We start from the raw sequence: 17,391 nt of genomic DNA, 5'->3' as shown, positions 1-17,391 counted from the left end.
GAGACTGGTGATGGCACTCGATGGAATGAATGACGACACTCTGCCCCGGCAGGCGATGCGGGCGGAGTATCTGGATGCCGAGACCGAGGCGGAACTGGCCCGTGCCTGGCGCGACCGGCGCGACGAGGCGGCGATGCACCGGCTGGTCACGGCCTATATGCGGCTGGCGGTGTCGATGGCGGCGAAATTCCGCCGCTACGGCGCGCCGATGAGCGACCTGATCCAGGAGGCATCGCTCGGCCTGATGAAGGCGGCGGACAAGTTCGACCCGGATCGCGGCGTGCGATTCTCGACCTATGCGGTGTGGTGGATCAAGGCCTCGATCCAGGAATTCGTGATGCGCAACTGGTCGATGGTGCGCACGGGGTCCACTTCGTCGCAAAAGGCGCTGTTCTTCAACCTGCGCCGGGTTCAGGCACAGATCGCGCGCGAGGCGGAGGCCGAGGGCGTTTCGCTCGACGGCGCGCAGCTTCGGGCGCGGGTGGCGCAGGTGATCGGCGTGCCGATGGCCGATGTCGAGATGATGGAGGGCCGGCTTTCGGGCAGCGACTTTTCGCTCAACGCATCGCAGTCGAGCGACGAGGAGGGCCGCGAATGGGTCGATATGCTGGAAGATGACGGCGCCGGTCCGGAGGAGCGGGTCTCCGAATCTCACGATGGCGCGCAGATGAAGGGCTGGCTGGCGGAGGCGATGGACCACCTGACCGCGCGGGAACGCCACATCATCACCGAGCGGCGCCTGATCGACGAGCCGCGCACGCTGGAAAGCCTGGGGGAGGAACTGGGCCTGTCAAAGGAGCGGATCCGCCAGTTGGAGGTGCAGGCCTTCGGCAAAATGCGGAAAAGCCTTGAACTTCATGGCGAGGAGGTTGCAGGTTTCTTCGCATGAAGATGCTTGTCCTATCCGCCCTTGTGGCCGCTGCCCCCGTCTGGGCCGAAGAGATCACCGCAGATGACCTGGCCGCCCGGATCGGGGCGGCCTCTGCGCAGGTTCTGGTGTTGGGGGAGGTCCATGACAATCCGGACCACCACCGCAATCAGGCCGCCGCCATCGTGGCGCTCCGGCCGAAGGCACTGGTGTTCGAGATGCTGACCCCGGAACAGGCCGCGCGGGCGACGCCCGGGCTGATGCGGGACAGCGCGGCGCTGGAGCAGGCGCTTGGCTGGGAGGGCTGGCCCGATTTCGCGATGTATGCGCCGATCTTCGCCGCCGCGCCGCAGGCCCGGGTCTATGGCGCCGCCTTGCCACGGGCCGAGGTCCGCCGCGCGATGACCGAACCGCTGGCGCAGGTGTTTCCGGAGGCTGCGCGCTACGGTATCGACAAGCCCTATCCGAAGAAGTTGCAGGCGGAGCTTGAGGCCGCGGCGCAGGCGGATCACTGCGACGCGCTGCCGCCCGAGATGCTGCCCGGCATGGTGGCGGCGCAACGTCTGCGCGATGCGGCCTTTGCCGATGCCACGCTGCGGGCGCTGCGCGAAACGGGCGGGCCGGTCGCGCTCATCACCGGGTCGGGCCATGCCCGGACGGATCGCGCGGTGCCGGCGATGATCGCCCATGCCGCGCCGGAGGTTTCCGTCCTGTCGATCGGTCAGCGGGAGCCGCCCGTCGCGGAGCCGCAGCCGTTCGATCTGTGGATCGTCGCCCCCGCGCCGGAGCGCGAGGATCCCTGCAAGGCGTTCCGCTAGTTGCGCCGCACCCGGCGGACGCCTAAACCATGGCGAAGCGCGGAGGGGACATGCTGGCGGGCAAGCGGATTCTTCTGATCATCGGCGGCGGCATCGCGGCCTACAAATGTTGCGAGCTGATCCGGCTGCTGCGGGGCCGGGGGGCGGCGGTGACGCCGGTGCTCACGGCGGCGGCGGCGGAGTTCGTCACGCCGCTGACGGTCTCCTCGCTGGCCGGGGAGGCGGCGCATGGTGACCTGTTCGACCTGACGCGGGAGGCCGAGATCGGCCATATTCAGTTGTCGCGCGCCGCCGATCTGGTCGTGGTTGCGCCCGCGACGGCGGATCTGATGGCGAAGATGGCGGGGGGGCTGGCGAATGACCTCGCCTCGACGCTGCTTCTGGCGACGGACAAGCGGGTGCTGCTGGCTCCGGCGATGAATGTGCGGATGTGGGAACATCCGGCGACGCAGCGCAATCTGGCGCGGTTGCGGGCGGATGGGATCCTGTTCGCCGGCCCGAACGAGGGCGACATGGCCTGTGGCGAATTCGGCCCCGGGCGGATGGCGGAACCGGCGGAGATCGTTGCGGCGATCGACGCGGCGCTGACCGATGGGCCGCTGAAGGGGCGGCATATTCTGGTGACATCGGGGCCGACGCATGAGCCGATCGACCCGGTGCGTTATATCGCGAACCGGTCGTCGGGCGCGCAGGGGACGGCGCTGGCCGCCGCGCTGCGTGACCTGGGCGCGCGGGTGAGCTTTGTCACCGGCCCCGCCGATGTAGCCCCGCCGCCCGGCGTGACGGTGATCCGGGTGGAGACCGCGCGCGAGATGCTTTCCGCCGTGCAGGCCGCGCTGCCCGCCGATGCGGCGGTGTTCGCGGCGGCGGTGGCGGATTGGCGCGTGGCCAATGCCGCCGGACAGAAGATGAAGAAGGACGGATCGGGCCGGATGCCGGTGCTGGATTTCGCCGAGAACCCCGACATTCTCGCCACGGTGTCGCAGATGACGCAGGGGCGGCCCCGGCTGGTCGTCGGTTTCGCCGCCGAGACGCATGAGGTCGAACGCCACGCCCGGGACAAGCGCGCCCGCAAGGGCTGTGACTGGATCGTGGCGAATGACGTCAGCCCGGCGACCGGCATCATGGGCGGCAGCGAGAACGCCGTGACCATCATCGACGCCGAGGGCACCGAGTGCTGGGAGCGCATGAGCAAATCCGAGGTCGCGCGGCGGCTGGCCGCCCGGATCGCCTCGAAGCTGGGAGAGACCGCATGAATCAACCCGTCATCCGCATCCTGCAAGAGGAGTGGGCCGATACCGCCGTGGCGCTGCCGCGCTATGAAACGCCGGGTGCCGCCGGGGCCGATATCCGCGCCAACCTGCGCCCCGAGGACCGCGCGCAGGGCCTCACCCTCCATCCGCTGCAACGCATGGTGGTGCCGACGGGCCTGCGCGTCGAGATCCCCGAAGGGTTCGAGATGCAGATCCGCCCGCGTTCGGGCCTTGCGCTGAAGCACGGGATCAGCCTGCCGAACACGCCCGGCACGATCGACAGCGATTATCGCGGGCCGCTGGGTGTGCTGCTGATCAACTTCGGCGAGGAGCCCTATGTGATCCAGCATGGCGAGCGCATCGCGCAGGCGATCATCGCCCCGGTGGTGCAGGCGCTGTTCGAGATCACCGACGAGGCCCTGACCGAAACCGAGCGCGGAGCGGGTGGCTTCGGGTCGACCGGCAAGGCATGACCCCGGAGGAAGTCGAGCGTTACGCCCGCCATCTGATGCTGCGCGAGATTGGCGGCCCGGGGCAGGCGCGGCTGAACCAGGCGCGGGTGCTGGTGGTGGGCGCCGGGGGGCTTGGCGCGCCCGCGCTGCTGTATCTCGCGGCGGCGGGGGTGGGCACGATCGGCGTGGTGGATGACGACCGGGTGAGTGCCTCGAACCTGCAACGGCAGGTGATCTTTCGCACCGGCGACATCGGCCAGCCGAAGGTGGCGGCGGCACAGGCGGCGCTGGCGGCGCTGAACCCCTTCGTGTCGGTCCTGCCGATGGATCGGCGGCTCGGGCCGGAGAATGTGGGGATGGTCGCGGATTGGGATCTGGTGCTGGACGGGTCGGACAATTTCGACACCCGGCATCTGGTCAACCGCGCCTGCGTGCAGGCCGGGGTGCCGCTGATTTCCGGCGCCATCGCGCAATGGGAGGGGCAGCTGAGCCTGTTCGACCCGGCGCGCGGGGCGCCCTGCCTCGCCTGCGTCTTCCCGGTGATCCCGGCGGCGGGGCTGGCGCCGAGTTGCGCCGAGGCGGGGGTGATGGGCGCGCTGCCCGGCATCATCGGCGCGATGATGGCCGCCGAGGCGATCAAGGAGATCACCGGCGCGGGGGCCACGCTGCGCGGGCGGCTGCTGATCCACGATGCGCTTTGGGGCGAAAGCCGGCAGATCGCGCTGTGCCGCGATCCGGCCTGCCCGGTCTGCGGCGCGATTGCGTGAGGGGGCTGGTATCCGGGCGTCGTGCATCCTAGCTTCACCGCAAAGGAGATTTCTCGATGCCCAACCCGCTTCTGGCCGACTGGTCCGGCCCCTTTGCCCTTCCGCCCTTCGCCGAGATTACGGATGCGGATTTCGCCCCCGCCTTCGAGGCCGCGCTGAGCGAGGCGCGCCGCAATATCGCGGCGATCGCGGCGGATCCGGCCCCGCCCAGTTTCGCCAATACGATCGAGGCGATGGAACAGGCGGAGGGGCTGCTCGACCGTGTGTCGGGGGTGTTCTACAACCTTTCGGGCGCCGACAGCACCCCGGAGCGCGAGGCGCTGATGCGCGATCTGGCGCCGAAGATGGCGGGGTTTTCGTCCGAAGTCACGATGAACCGGCCGCTGTTCCAGCGCATCGACACCCTGTGGCAGCGGCGCGCGGAGCTTGGCCTGACGGCGGAGCAGGCGCGTGTGCTGGAACTGTATCACAAGATGTTCCTGCGTGCGGGCGCGGCGCTGAACGATGCCGATGCGCAGCGGATGGCGGCGATCAAGGAGCGGCTGGCCGTCCTGTCCACCGCCTTCAGCCAGAACCTGCTTGCCGATGAGCGCAGCTGGTTCCGCCCGCTCTCCGAGGCCGATCTGGAGGGGCTGCCCGATTTCGTCGTGGCCGCCGCGCGCGAGGCGGGCCGGGAGCGCGGGCAGGAGGGGCCGGTGCTGACGCTGAACCGCTCGCTGATCGTGCCCTTCCTGCAATTCTCGCCGAAGCGGGAGCTGCGCGAAGTGGCCTATGAGGCCTGGGTCGCGCGCGGTGCCAATGGCGGCGAGACCGACAACCGGGCCAATGCGGCCGAGATCCTCGCGTTGCGCGAGGAGCGGGCGCATCTGCTGGGCTTCGCGAATTTCGCGGAATTCAAGCTGGATGACGAGATGGCCAAGACCCCGGCGCAGGTGCGCGACCTGCTGATGCGGGTCTGGGCTCCGGCCCGGCGCAAGGCCGAGGAAGATGCCGCGACGCTGACCGGGATGATGCACGCCGATGGCGTGAACGGCGATCTGGAGGCCTGGGACTGGCGCTATTATTCCGAAAAGCGCCGGGTGGCGGAGTTCGATTTCGATGAATCGCTGCTGAAACCCTATCTGTCGCTGGAGGCGATGATCGGCGCGGCCTTCGACACCGCGCATCGGCTGTTCGGGCTGGAATTCCGCGCGCTGGAGGGGCCGTTCTACCATCCCGATGTGCGCGGATGGGAGGTCACGCGCAACGGGCGGCATGTGGCGGTGTTCCTGGGCGACTATTTCGCGCGGGGCTCGAAACGGTCGGGCGCGTGGTGTTCGGCGATGCGCTCGCAGCGCAAGCTGGGCGGCGAGACCAGCGCCATCGTCGTCAATGTCTGCAACTTCACCAAGGGCGATCCGGCGCTTCTGTCCTATGACGATGCGCGCACGCTGTTCCACGAATTCGGCCATGCGCTGCATCAGATGCTGTCGAACGTGACCTATCAGTTCATCTCGGGCACCTCGGTCGCGCGCGATTTCGTCGAACTGCCGAGCCAGCTTTACGAACATTGGCTGGAGGTGCCCGAAGTGCTGCAAAAGCATGCCCGGCACTGGCAGACCGGCGCGCCGATGCCGCAGGATTTGCTGGATAAGCTCCTGGCGGCGCAGACCTATGATCAGGGTTTTGCCACGGTGGAATATGTCGCCTCGGCGCTGGTCGATCTGGACTTCCACGACGGCCCGGCGCCCAGGGATCCGATGGCGCGGCAGGCGGAGATCCTGGCCGTGATCGGCATGCCCCATGCGATCCGGATGCGCCACGCGACGCCGCATTTCAGCCATGTGTTCTCGGGCGACGGCTATTCCTCGGGCTATTACAGCTACATGTGGTCCGAGGTGATGGATGCCGACGCCTTCGAGGCGTTTCAGGAGCGCGGCGATGCCTTCGACCCGGAAACGGCGGCGAAGCTGGAACGCTATATCCTGTCCGCGGGTGGCTCGCGTCCGGCGGATGAATTGTGGCTGGACTTCCGCGGCAAGAAACCGGGGGTGGAGGCGCTGCTCAAGGGGCGCGGTCTTCTGGAAACCGCCTGAACGGGATTTGACCGCAAGCGGCGGAGTGTCCCGCATCCTGTCCCGCGCTATCCTTCGGGGCAGGATGAACAGGAGCCGACCATGACCGAACAGGATCCGCGTTGGGCGCGTGTTCTGGCCCGCGATACGGCGGCGGATGGGGCCTTCGTCTTTGCGGTGCGCACGACGGGGGTCTATTGCCGCCCTTCCTGCCCATCGCGGCGGGCGCGGCCGGAGAACGTGACGTTCTTCGATACGCCCGAGGCGGCGGAGGCGGCGGGCTACCGCGCCTGTCTGCGCTGCCATCCCCGGGGTGTTTCGACGGCCGAGGCGAATGCCGCCATCGTGGCCGCCGCCTGCCGGATGATCGAAGCGGCGGAGGAGCCGCCGTCGCTTGCGGATCTGGCCGCCCGGATGGGGGTGAGCGCGTTTCATTTCCACCGGATGTTCCGGGCGGTGACCGGGCTGACCCCGCGCGACTGGGCCACGGCGCGGCGGCGCGAGCGGTTGCGCGACGGGCTGGGGCAGGGCGGCACCGTTACGGATGCAATCCATGGCGCGGGCTTCGCCTCTTCCAGCCGGTTTTATGAAACATCGAACGAGGTTCTGGGCATGACACCCACGACATGGCGCGACGGGGGCAGGGGCGCGCGGATCCGCTTCGCCCTGGGGGACTGCACGCTGGGCGCGATCCTTGTGGCGCAGAGCGACATCGGGATCTGTGCGATCACGCTGGGCGACGATCCGGAGGTGCTGCTGCGCGATCTTCAGGACCGCTTTCCCCGGGCGGAGCTGATCGGCGGCGATGGGGATTTCGAGCGGATGGTCGCGCAGGTCGTGGGGTTCGTCGAGGCGCCCGGGATCGGGCTCGACCTGCCGCTCGACATTCGCGGCACGGCGTTTCAGCGTCGGGTCTGGCAGGCGCTGCGGCAGATCCCGGCGGGCGAGACCGCGACCTATGCCGAAATCGCCTCCCGGATCGGCGCACCCGCATCGGTGCGGGCGGTGGCGGGGGCCTGTGCCGCGAACCGCATCGCCGTGGCGATCCCCTGCCATCGGGTGGTGCGGTCGGATGGCGGGATTTCCGGCTACCGCTGGGGTGTGGCGCGCAAACGCAGCCTTCTCGCACGGGAAGGCGTCGCGGATTAGGGGTTTGTTAACTATATCCGCGCCAATCTGCGCCGGGTGACGGGGCACGGGGACAGCCATGGTGACGACGACGCACACGGTTGCCTTCGAGGGTGTCGAGGCGCGGCGGATCGAGGTGCAATGCGCGCTTTCGGCCGGGCTGCCGTCCTTTGCCATCGTCGGGCTGCCCGACAAGGCGGTGAGCGAGGCGCGCGAACGGGTGCGCGCGGCGCTGAGCGCGCTGTCGATCGCGCTGCCGATGAAGCGGATCACCATCAACCTCTCCCCCGCCGACATCCCGAAGGAAGGGCCGCATTTCGACCTGCCGATCGCGCTCGCGCTTCTGGCGGCGATCGGGATCCTGCCGGGGCCGGAGGTGGACGGGATCGTCTCGCTGGGGGAGCTGTCGCTCGACGGCAAGATCAAGGCGGTGCAGGGCGCGCTGCCGGCGGCGGTGGTCGCGGCGGAGGATGACCGGGCGTTGCTTTGCCCGCGCGACTGTGGGGCGGAGGCGGCCTGGGTCGGCGCGGCGACGGTTTTCGCGCCCGGTACGCTGACCGAGGCGATCCGCCATCTGAATGCCGAGCGGCCGCTGATGGCGGCGCGCCCGGGCGCGGTGTGCGGGCAGGTGGCCTGCGGCGATCTGCGCGATGTGAAGGGGCAGGCGCGGGCGAAACGCGCGCTGGAAATCGCGGCGGCGGGGCGGCATCATCTGCTGATGGTTGGCCCGCCGGGGGCGGGCAAGACGATGCTGGCGAGCCGCCTGCCGGGGCTGCTGCCGGAACTCAGCCCGGCGGAGGCGCTGGAAACCTCGATGATCCTGTCGGTTGCGGGGCTTCTGCCGGAGGGCGGGATTTCCCGCGCCGGTCCGTTCCGCACGCTGCACCATTCGGCCACCCGGGCCGCGGTGATCGGTGGCGGGCGGCGGGCGCAGCCGGGGGAGGTGAGCCTTGCGCATAACGGCGTGCTGTTCATGGATGAATTTCCGGAATTCGGCCGCGATGTACTGGACAGCCTGCGGCAGGCGCTGGAAAGCGGCGAAATCATGGTCGCACGCGCCAATGCCCATGTGCGCTATCCCTGCCGGTTCCTGCTGGTCGCGGCGGCGAATCCGTGCCGCTGTGGCCATCTGACGGATGCGGCCCGCGCCTGTTCCCGCGCGCCGCGCTGTGGCGAGGATTATCTGGGCAAGATCTCCGGCCCGCTGATGGATCGTTTCGATCTGCGGATGGAGGTGGCGGGGATCGACTGGCGGGATCGCCATTCCGGCGCGCTGGCCGAGGGGGAGAGTTCGGCGGATGTGGCGGCGCGGGTGGCGCAGGCCCGCGCGATTCAGGCCCGCCGCTTTGCGGGGCATCCGCAGGTGCGCACCAATGCCGAGGCGGAGGGGCGGCTTCTGGACGAAATCGCCACGCCGGATGCCGAGGGCGAGGCCCTGCTTCTGCGCGCCGCCGACAGGTTCGGGCTCAGCGCGCGCGGCTATCACCGGGTGCTGCGCTGTGCGCGCACGATCGCCGATCTGGACGGTGCCGAACAGGTGCGCGCGCCGCATCTGGCCGAGGCGATCGGCTATCGGATCGTGCTGGAGAAACCCCGGCGGTAGGGGCGCTGGGGCCCTTCACCGCGCCATCTGTTCCAGCCAGACCCGCCAGCCGCCCGAGGCATTGATCTGCAACCTGTAGCGTCCCGCCGCGGGGATCGCAAAGCTGCCGCTGCCCGCGCCACCCTGATGCAGGTTCTGTACGACCGTGCCGCGCGCATCCAGCAGATAGGCCACGAAGATCGCATCGCTGTTGTCGAAGCGCAGCATCTGCCCCGCTCTGGCGGTGAAGGGCGGCAGGATCGTGTTGCCATGGCCCCTGAATTCGATCTCGGGCAGGGCGCCGACGAGCGTATCGTAACAGTCGAGCCGCGCGGCGGTATCCTCCACCGCACGGCAGGATTTCAGCGCCTCCGGCAGCGCCTGCGCCCGGGCCGGACCCGCAAGGATCAGCCCGAGCGCGGCGAGGATCACCAGTTGAACGGGCATCCCGTGCAGTTTTCCATATGGACACCTTCCCAGATCGCATAGGGTGCGGAATTGCCCTCCAGATGGGCATTGGCGAAATCGGCGTTGTAGAATTTCGCCTCCAGCATGTTCGCCCCGACCAGCGTCACGCCGACGAATTTCGCCTTGGGCGCCATCGCGGCCTCAAGATCCGCCGCGGTCAGGTTCGCGCCGGTGAAATCCGCCCCCGCGAGGCGGGAATAGGCGACGCTCGCCCCGGTCAGATCGGCATCGCGCAGGTTCAGCCCCGGGCTTTGCGTCATCGACAGATTGGCCGCGCGCAGCGAGGCGCCGGACAGGTTCGCCCCGCGCAGCTCGGCGCCGAACAGGTTCACCCGGTCCATCTTCGCGCCCGACAGATCGGCCCCGTTCAGCTTTGCCAGCCGCAGATCGGCATGGCGCAGATCGACGCCCGGGCATTTCGTGCCCGGCTTGATCTCGCAGCCATTGATGACAAGCGGGCCTTCGGGCGGCGGATCCTCGTCCACGATCACGGGCCATGTGGTCTGAACGGGATTGGCCCCGGCGACACCCGGCATCAGCAGCGCGGCGAGGAGAAGAAAGGTTCTGGTCATGGTCATCCCCGAGAAAGGGCCGGCGGGGGGGGTGGACCCCGCCGACGGGTTTCACTTTGCCGCGGCGAGAAGTTCGTCCGGGATCTCGAACACCCAGAACGAGCCGCCCTGGCTGACCTGCGTGGTCAGCGTCGCCATGTCGCCGCCCCACAGCGGCACCGCGCCGCCATAGCCCGAGGCGATGCCGATATACTGTTTGCCGTCCATCTCCCATGTGATCGGCTGCGAGATGATCCCGGAGCCGGTGTTGAACTTCCACAGTTCCACGCCGGTTTCCGCGTGGAACGCCTTCACGAAGCCGTCCGAGGTGCCGGTGAACACCAGATCCCCCGCCGTGGCCAGCGTCCCGGCCCAGAGCGGGAACTGTTCCTTATGCTCCCATTTCTTTTCGCCGGTGGCCGGGTCGAAGGCGCGCAGCGCGCCGATATGGTCGTCAAACAGCCGTTTGATCCGGAAGCCCTGTCCCAGATAGGCCGCGCCCGCCTGATAGGTGACGTTCTCGGTCCAGTAATCCTCGGTCCAGTCGTTCGAGGGCACATAGAACAGGCCGGTTTTCTGGCTGTAGGCCATCGGGTTCCAGTTCTTGCCGCCGAGGAAGGGCGGGGTGACCTGAATCGTCGCGCCCTTGGTTTCGCCTTCCGCGGGCAGTGGCGGGCGCTGACCGGGGTTTTCCACCGGGCGGCCGGTCTTCAGGTCAATATGCGAGGCCCAGCTGATCTGTTCCACGAAGGGGAAGGCATTGAGCAGCGCCGTCGGCCGGTTGATCTCGCCGCCGCGTTTCGACAGGGCGTCGATGTCCGTCACATAGAAGAAGCCGTTGCGGTCGGCATGCGCCCCGGCGCGGTGTTTCTTGCCCTCCTTGTCGGTGTAGTCGAACAGGATGATCTCGTTATTGCCCGAGAAGTCCCAGGCGTCGTTCGGCGTGTGCTGGTAAAAGCCGATCAACTCGCCGTCCTTCGGGTTCACATAGGCCTGCCCGGAGGTATAGAGGCTGTCGCCCGGCGTCCGCGCCCAGGTGTTCCACGGCGCCGGATTGCCTGCGCCGACGATGATCGTGTTCGTCTCCGGATCATAGGCCGCCGATTGCCAGGGCGCGCCGCCGCCGTGGTTCCAGGCTTCGACCTTCTTGCCATCCGGCCCGTTCGGCCAGGAGGGCGCCGCCGGGTCGCCGGTGATGGTGCTTTCCTTTCCGTCGAGCGTGCCCTGATGGCCCTCGACGAAGGGCCGCATCCAGATTTCCTCGCCGGTGTCCACGTCGCGGGCGTAAAGCCGCCCGACCACGCCGAACTCATCCCCCGACGAGCCGTGGATCAGCATGACCCGGCCGGTTTCCTTGTCCTTCACGATGGTCGGCGCGCCGGTCATCGTATAGCCGACCTTGTGATCGCCGAACTTCTTGCGCCAGACGACCTTGCCGGTCTTGCGGTCGAGCGCGTAGATCGCCGCGTCAAGCGTGCCGAAGAACACCTTGTCGCCATAGATCGCCGCGCCGCGGTTCACGACGTCGCAGCAGGGGCGGATGTCTTCGGGCAGGCGGGCCTCGAATTTCCACAGCCGCTTGCCGGTCTTTGCGTCCAGCGCCCAGATCCGGCTGTAGGAGCCGGTGACATAGATCACCCCGTCGCGCACCAGCGCCTGCGTTTCCTGCCCGCGCTGCTTTTCGTCGCCGAAGGAGAAGGACCACGCCGGGCGCAGGTGCTTGACCGTATCCGCATTCACCTGCGTCAGGCTGGAGAACCGCTGGGCGTTGTTGCCCATGCCATACATCAGCACATCGTTGGTGGTTTCGTGGTCGTTCAGGATGTCCTCCCAGGTCACATCCTTTGCCATCGCGCCGCCGAAGACCCCGGCGCAGGTGAGGGCCAGCGCGCTGGCCGCGGTCAGTCTGAGAAATCGGGTCATGTCAGTCTTCTCCTCCTTGATATCCTGACCTGTCGTCTGCATCAGGCGCCGCCGATGACGGGCAGCGCCTCGATTTCGTAATCGCCCCATCGCTGCGCGACGGTGCGGATGTATTCCTCGGGGTTCGCGCCCAGGGTGGCGAATTCGGGCACGGGGCCTGCGGCCATCGCCTCGACCGGGCTCAGCCCCGCTTCGGCGGCCTGCCGCAGCCGGGCATCCGTCGCGCGCAGAAAGGCGCGGGTCTGCACCAGCGCGGCATTCGAGCGGTGGAACGGGCCGTGACCGGGCAGGGTGCCCGAAATGTCGAGCCGCTCCAGCACGTCGAGCGCGGCGAGCCATGTCGCCGCATCGGCATCCGGAAAGCTGGGCGCGCGGTCGAGAAACAGCAGGTCCGCCGCGATCAGCGTGCCGGTCCGCTCGTCGATCAGCACCAGATCCGCCGGGGTGTGCCCCGCCAGCGGCAGCAGCCGCAGCGCGCGCCCGCCGAACTCCATCGTCCCGGCGGTGAGGGGCTGCGCGGGCGGCACCGCCTTCGTGCCGGTCATCCAGGCGCCCAGAATGGCATAGAGCGATTCCGCATAGTCGGGCGCGTTGCGGGCACACAGCGCCTGCGTCTGCGGCAGGGCGAGGGTCGGCCTGTCCTCGAAGGCCGCATTGCCGAACCAGTGGTCCGGGTGGTTGTGGCTGTTCAGCACCGCCGCCACGCCGCCCAGATGCTGTTCGGCAAAGGCGCGGATCTCGGCCCCCATCGCGGCGGTCGATCCGGTATCGACGATGACCGCCCCGGCCCCGGTTTCCAGCAGCGCGACATTGACGATCGCCCCGCCGTTCGCGCGCGTGAAGCTTCTCGGTCGCGCCGGTGATCATCCACAGCCCATCGGCGACCTGTTCGGGCCGCAGCCCATAGCCGCGCGATTGCGCCGCCGCGGGCAGGAGGGGGCTGGCCATCACCGCCGCCGCACCGCGCATCAGGTTCCGCCGGGTCAGGGTCATCGGCGCGCCTCCATCCGGCCCGCAAACCGGTTTCCCATGTTGTCGCGCGCCCCCACCAGCACCGCCCCCGCCATCAGCGCGGGCGGCAGCAGGAAGGTGAAGGCGGGGTTTTCCTCGACGGGTTCGTGCAGGGTCAGGCGGGCGATCTCGGTGCCGTCCGCCTCGGTCAGGGTCAGGTCGGTGAGGAAATGCGCCGGGATGCCGTCGGCAAGGCCGGTGTCCTGCGGGTGGCGGATGCGCAGGCGCAGCCGACCGGTCTCGGGCCAGATCCGGCCCCGGATTTCGCCGAAGCCCTGTTGCCAGTCGGGGCGGGCATGGGTCGCGGCGGGCGCGCTGCATCCGCCGCCAAGCGCCGAGACATAGGCCGCGCCGACGCGCCAGTCCCCCGCCGGAACCCGCGCCGAAGCCCGCAGCGCACCGCCGATTTCGTATTTCACCCCGAAGGACAGAAACGGCAGCGCCCGCCCGGGATGAAAGGTCAGCGCCCGGGCAAAGGGGCTGTAATCCACTGTGACTTCGATCCGTTCCACCGGCGCATCGAGCCCCGTCGCGTCCAGCGTGAAGGGCACATGGGCGGAGTCCTCGGCCCCCGGCGGCGCCAGCACCAGCATCGCCGGATCGTTGCGCCAGATCGCATTGGCGCCAAGGTAGGCGTCCCGATGGGTCGGCCACATGCCGCCGTCGAACGGATCGCCGCCCACGGCCGCGGCCCCGGTCGCGCCCCGGATCAGCGCAGGGGAACCACCTTCCAGCCTGTCGATCAGAAGCGCGCCCATGGCTCAGTTCCTCAGCACGCCGGAGATCATCTCGGCGGCGGCTGCGGTATGGGTGGGCCGGGTGCGCAGGACATGGGCCGCCTGATGCAGCACCGTCACCGAGGCGGGCGCCCCCGACAGCGCCTCGAACTGCCCTCCTGCGGCGTCGAGTTCATCGGCCACCTGAGCCGCTTCTTCGGGCCCATCGACGGCCGAAACCTTGTCGCGCAGCGCGGCGAGTTCATCCGCATGCGCCGCCAGTTCATCGGCATCGGGGCGGGTTTCGATATAGGTCCGGATCGCCCAGATCGCCTCCTGGCTGAGAATGTCCTTGAACGGCGGCATCTTCACCGCGCCGTTCTGCTCGTAGCCATTCTGGATCCGGGTCAGATACCATTCGTCGCCGTAATCGCTGGCCTCCAGATAGCGCAGGTCGGGCGCCAGCCCGCCCGACACCGCCTCCAGCCCGTGGCAACGTGCGCAGTTGCTGTTGAAGCCCTTGGCGCCCACCTCTACGGCGTCGAACATCAGATCGCCCTGCGCGTTGCGCCACGGGTTTTCGGTCGCCATCTCTTCGGGCAGGTCCGGCAATCCGGCAGTGTCCACCGCCTGGGGAACGGCATCGCCATGGGCGAAGGCGAGGCGCGTCGTCAGAAGGAGCGCGAGGGCGATCGGTCCGATCGAACGTGTCATGGCTTTGATTTCCTCATCATGGCCGGGTCAAGGATGAGGATTGAAAAAAAATCCGCGCTCAAAAATGATACAAAGGTCGCATCAGGGGGATTGTTGAAGCTATGTTGGAAAAAATTCCCGCGGTGATTGGAAAAATCGCCCCAGCAGTCCTGCTGATGTTTCCCGCGCTTGGCATGGCGCGGGATCCCGCCCTGTTCGATCCGCAGACCGGCTACCGGATCGCAGAATACCGCGCGCCGGTGCCGACAGAGGTGCCGGGCGCGCGGACGGTGGGGCCGGACGGGCTGGAGCCGCTGCTATCGGCGGGGGCCGTGCTGGTGGATGTCTATCCCCTGAAAACGCATGAGATTTCCGCCGATGGGCATTTCATCGCGCCGCCCGCGCATGAGACGATCCCGGGCGCGATCTGGCTGCCGCTGGTCGGCCCGGGGCGGATCGACGCGCGCGCGGAAGCCTATCTGGAGGATGTTCTGGCACGGGAGAGCGGCGGTGATCTGTCGCGGCCCGTCGTGGTCTTCTGCCTCACCGATTGCTGGATGAGCTGGAATGCCAGCCAGCGGATCGCGAAGCTCGGATATTCCAATGTCCATTGGTATCCCGAAGGCACGGATGGCTGGAGCCAGACCGGTCGTCCGCTGGTTCGGGCCGTGCCCTATCCGCTGCCGTCGCGGCCCTGACCGGGGTGTCCCGCTGGTTTCGGGAATATTTGGCACCCGTCTCCGCGTCCATTGCGGCGGGAGCGCGACCAAAGTCGTATCCGCCGGATTTCGTCCGTCATGCTAGCCAAGGGGGGAGGAGGAACGGAAATGATGGGACAAAGCCGGAGCGGGCGAATCTTCGGGGCGGGAGGGCGGCCTGCGTCACCGCGCTGGCGGGTGCGGAAAACTGCCCTGAGCCGAGGCTTCCGTCCGGCACCGCCGGATGGCGGCTGCCGTTCCCCAGGGGGGCGGCATGAAGACCGCGCTGATCATCGACGGCCATCCGGTGATTCATATCGGTTGTCGGCAGATGCTGGCGCCCGATTTCGACCGGGTGGAGAGCGCCCGGTCCATGGCCGAGGCCCTAGCCGCCGTAGCACAGGCGCCGCCGGATCTCGCCTTGCTCGACCTTGCTTTGCCGGATGGCTGGGGGCTGGATCTGGCGGCGGATCTGCGCGCGCGGGCTCCGGCCTGCCGTATCCTCGTGTTTTCGGCGCAGGACAAGCCGGTCTTCGCCGCGCGGGCGCTGAAGACAGGCGTGCACGGTTTCCTGTCGAAGGATGCGACGCCCGAGGCATTTCGCGGGGCGGTCGCCTGTGTCATGTCCGGAGACATCTATCTGGACGACCAGATGGCGCGGCGGCTGGCGCTGCTGAATTCGGTTCATGCCGCCGAACCCGTCGATTCCCTGACGGAGCGCGAAAGGCGGATGTTGCAGATCCTCGCCGATGGGGGCGGTCTGCGGGCCGTCGCTCTGGGCCTGGAGGTCAGCTACAAGACCGCCGCGAACCTGAGCGCGCAGCTCAAGCGCAAGCTGTCGGCGCAAAGCCTGGCCGACCTCATCCGGCTCGGGTTGCAGCAACGATACGGCTGAAGCCTGCCGCCGGGGCGGGGGCAGGTGTCGGGGAGCGATCGCTGATGAAGGGCGCGCCGGGGCAGACCGGAAGGCTGAGCCGGACCGAAGGCCCGAGAGGGTGCTCCCGAATTCGCGCGAGCCGGGGCCGCCGTAGCCACGGCATCGGAAGCGAGCCGCCCCATCTGCCCCTGTGCCGGATGCGGCATCGCCGGGCACGTGCCGGACTTCGGTCACAATGCGGGCGCCCGGTTCCTTCAACCCTTGACGGAGGGTCTTGGGACCGGATAACGGTCGAATTTGGCGGGTGTGGCGAAATGGTAGACGCAGCGGCTTTAGGTGCCGCCGCCGCAAGGCGTGGGGGTTCGAGTCCCTTCACCCGCACCATCGTTGTCTTGGCAGGATGAACGTGCAAAGATCTGGTGAGTATTTGCTGAGGGCGCCTTGTTTCCGGCGCGGATCGGCAGGAGCGACCGAAGCCCTATGCCTTTTCAGGCCGCTAGAGCGTGTTTCCGTCAATCAGCCTCATATCCTGCCGCTCTGAAGTAGTTGTAGCACTCCTCTTCCGAGAAGAGGTTGCAGAGCTGTCCGACGGCATTCCATAGCTGATCGTAGGTTCGTGCGGCTGCCTTTCGGATCAGGGATTTCAGCTTGGAGAACGCCATTTCGATGGGGTTAAGGTCGGGGCTATAGGGCGGCAGAAACAGGAACCAGGCGCCAATGCCGCGCAGGGCGGTCGCTGCGCCGGGGCTTTTGTGGCTTGAGAGGTTGTCCAGGATGACCACATCTCCGGGGCGCAGGGTCGGCACCAGCTGTGTTTCGATGTAAAGGGTGAACACCTCGGCGTTCATTGCGCCGTCGAAGACCCACGGGGCGTCCAGCCGGTCATGGCGCAAAGCCGCAACAAAGGTCTGGGTTCGCCAGTGGCCGAACGGCGCGTGATCGACCAGGCGCTGCCCGCGCGGCGCCCAGCCGGTGGGCTTCGCCATGTTGGTCTTGATCGAGGTTTCGTCGACGAAAGCCAGCCGTTCCAGATGATTGGCCATGAATGTCTGGCGTTTGGCAATCCAGATATGTCGCTTGTCGGCGACGTCCTTGCGCTTCTGTTCAAGCGCCTGAAGATCTTTTTTGTGTGTCAGACCCGCCAGACGGTGGCGCGGTGGACGGCGATGCCATGCGTCTCAGCCAGCTCCGCGACCAACTCGTCGAGCGTGATCTCGCCCTTGGCGGCGACGCGGGCCTCGATCCACTCGGTCGCGCCCGTCAGCTTGCCCTGCCCGCCGCCGTTGCCTTGCCGCCGCGGCGCCAGCGACCCGGTTTCATGGCGGAGCCGGACCAGATCGTTGACGAATTTCGGGGACACCCGGAAATGACGCGCCGCTTCGCGGTGCCCATGGCCTCCATCGACATACCCAACAACTCGCGTTCGCAACTCTATCGGATGTGATTTGCCCATCGGCGACCCCCATATCGGCTTCAACAGAAGGGAATCACAACACAACCAAGCTGGGAAGCATGAATCCGAAAGGCAGAAA

General features: G+C 67.9%; 17 protein-coding genes, 1 tRNA gene and 1 pseudogene. 11 read left to right on the top strand and 8 right to left on the bottom strand.

The window, feature by feature from the left end:
- The first annotated feature begins 10 nt into the window (after positions 1 to 10).
- The 8 genes and pseudogenes from QM789_RS12965 to QM789_RS12930 all read left to right on the top strand — a co-directional run bounded on the left by QM789_RS12965 (position 11) and on the right by QM789_RS12930 (position 8,943).
- Positions 11 to 889: an RNA polymerase factor sigma-32 gene (locus QM789_RS12965; RefSeq protein ID WP_420352299.1), complete on the top strand. Its 879-nt coding sequence runs from the start codon at positions 11 to 13 to the stop codon at positions 887 to 889.
- Positions 886 to 1,686: a ChaN family lipoprotein gene (locus QM789_RS12960; protein ID WP_420352298.1), complete on the top strand. Its 801-nt coding sequence runs from the start codon at positions 886 to 888 to the stop codon at positions 1,684 to 1,686. Before QM789_RS12965 ends, QM789_RS12960 begins: the two co-directional genes overlap by 4 nt.
- Before the next feature lie 50 nt (positions 1,687 to 1,736).
- Entirely contained in the window at positions 1,737 to 2,942 is a 1,206-nt protein-coding gene (coaBC, locus tag QM789_RS12955; RefSeq protein WP_420353311.1) for a bifunctional phosphopantothenoylcysteine decarboxylase/phosphopantothenate--cysteine ligase CoaBC, read from the top strand.
- Positions 2,939 to 3,412 carry a dUTP diphosphatase gene (gene dut, locus QM789_RS12950; protein WP_420352297.1) on the top strand — a complete coding sequence of 158 codons (474 nt, stop codon included), beginning with the start codon at positions 2,939 to 2,941 and terminating at the stop codon, positions 3,410 to 3,412. Before coaBC ends, dut begins: the two co-directional genes overlap by 4 nt.
- Positions 3,331 to 4,158: pseudogene (locus tag QM789_RS12945) on the top strand (HesA/MoeB/ThiF family protein); the annotation flags it as partial. The gene dut and the pseudogene QM789_RS12945, both read left to right, overlap by 82 nt.
- A 56-nt stretch (positions 4,159 to 4,214) precedes the next feature.
- Positions 4,215 to 6,233, top strand: a complete 2,019-nt coding sequence (locus QM789_RS12940) for a M3 family metallopeptidase (RefSeq protein ID WP_420352296.1) — start codon at positions 4,215 to 4,217, stop codon at positions 6,231 to 6,233.
- An 81-nt stretch (positions 6,234 to 6,314) separates the two neighbouring features.
- Positions 6,315 to 7,361, top strand: coding sequence for a bifunctional DNA-binding transcriptional regulator/O6-methylguanine-DNA methyltransferase Ada (gene ada, locus QM789_RS12935; protein ID WP_420352295.1), 1,047 nt, complete (start codon positions 6,315 to 6,317; stop codon positions 7,359 to 7,361).
- Positions 7,362 to 7,419: 58 nt separating this feature from the next.
- Entirely contained in the window at positions 7,420 to 8,943 is a 1,524-nt protein-coding gene (locus QM789_RS12930) for a YifB family Mg chelatase-like AAA ATPase (RefSeq protein ID WP_420352294.1), read from the top strand.
- A 15-nt stretch (positions 8,944 to 8,958) separates the two neighbouring features.
- Here QM789_RS12930 and QM789_RS12925 read toward each other — a convergent pair whose 3' ends face one another.
- The 6 genes from QM789_RS12925 to pedF form a co-directional block, all read right to left on the bottom strand.
- Positions 8,959 to 9,369: a hypothetical protein gene (locus QM789_RS12925; protein WP_420352293.1), complete on the bottom strand. Its 411-nt coding sequence runs from the start codon at positions 9,367 to 9,369 to the stop codon at positions 8,959 to 8,961.
- Entirely contained in the window at positions 9,351 to 9,962 is a 612-nt protein-coding gene (locus QM789_RS12920; protein WP_420352292.1) for a pentapeptide repeat-containing protein, read from the bottom strand. The genes QM789_RS12925 and QM789_RS12920 overlap by 19 nt, the downstream gene beginning before the upstream one ends.
- A gap of 51 nt (positions 9,963 to 10,013) precedes the next feature.
- Positions 10,014 to 11,864: a PQQ-dependent methanol/ethanol family dehydrogenase gene (locus QM789_RS12915; protein ID WP_420352291.1), complete on the bottom strand. Its 1,851-nt coding sequence runs from the start codon at positions 11,862 to 11,864 to the stop codon at positions 10,014 to 10,016.
- A gap of 41 nt (positions 11,865 to 11,905) precedes the next feature.
- On the bottom strand, positions 11,906 to 12,664 hold the full coding sequence (locus tag QM789_RS12910) for an MBL fold metallo-hydrolase (protein ID WP_420353310.1): 759 nt from the start codon (positions 12,662 to 12,664) through the stop codon (positions 11,906 to 11,908).
- A 189-nt stretch (positions 12,665 to 12,853) separates the two neighbouring features.
- Positions 12,854 to 13,633 (bottom strand): quinoprotein dehydrogenase-associated SoxYZ-like carrier, encoded by a 780-nt coding sequence (locus QM789_RS12905; protein WP_420352290.1) that lies wholly within the window; start codon positions 13,631 to 13,633, stop codon positions 12,854 to 12,856.
- 3 nt (positions 13,634 to 13,636) lie between these two features.
- On the bottom strand, positions 13,637 to 14,305 hold the full coding sequence (pedF, locus tag QM789_RS12900; protein ID WP_420352289.1) for a cytochrome c-550 PedF: 669 nt from the start codon (positions 14,303 to 14,305) through the stop codon (positions 13,637 to 13,639).
- Between the two features lie 155 nt (positions 14,306 to 14,460).
- Here pedF and QM789_RS12895 point away from each other — a divergent pair, with 155 nt between their 5' ends.
- From QM789_RS12895 to QM789_RS12885, 3 genes are all read left to right on the top strand, one after another.
- Complete coding sequence (locus QM789_RS12895; RefSeq protein ID WP_420352288.1) at positions 14,461 to 14,982, top strand: rhodanese-like domain-containing protein; 522 nt, start codon at positions 14,461 to 14,463, stop codon at positions 14,980 to 14,982.
- A 274-nt stretch (positions 14,983 to 15,256) separates the two neighbouring features.
- The gene (locus QM789_RS12890; RefSeq protein WP_420352287.1) at positions 15,257 to 15,877 is read left to right on the top strand and encodes a response regulator; all 621 of its coding nucleotides are present in this window, start codon (positions 15,257 to 15,259) and stop codon (positions 15,875 to 15,877) included.
- A 282-nt stretch (positions 15,878 to 16,159) separates the two neighbouring features.
- A tRNA-Leu gene (locus QM789_RS12885) sits at positions 16,160 to 16,243 on the top strand.
- Between the two features lie 128 nt (positions 16,244 to 16,371).
- Here the strand turns inward: QM789_RS12885 and QM789_RS12880 are convergent.
- Both QM789_RS12880 and QM789_RS12875 read right to left on the bottom strand, forming a co-directional pair.
- Complete coding sequence (locus QM789_RS12880) at positions 16,372 to 16,995, bottom strand: IS630 family transposase (protein WP_420350742.1); 624 nt, start codon at positions 16,993 to 16,995, stop codon at positions 16,372 to 16,374.
- Entirely contained in the window at positions 16,992 to 17,219 is a 228-nt protein-coding gene (locus QM789_RS12875; RefSeq protein ID WP_420350218.1) for a hypothetical protein, read from the bottom strand. Before QM789_RS12875 ends, QM789_RS12880 begins: the two co-directional genes overlap by 4 nt.
- Between the last annotated feature and the right edge of the window lie 172 nt (positions 17,220 to 17,391).

The sequence above is a fragment of the Paenirhodobacter sp. genome, from assembly GCF_047600745.1.
Lineage (GTDB): Bacteria > Pseudomonadota > Alphaproteobacteria > Rhodobacterales > Rhodobacteraceae > Rhodobacter.
The sequence above is the reverse complement of the archived record's forward strand: the minus strand, read 5'-3'. Positions and strand labels throughout refer to the sequence as shown.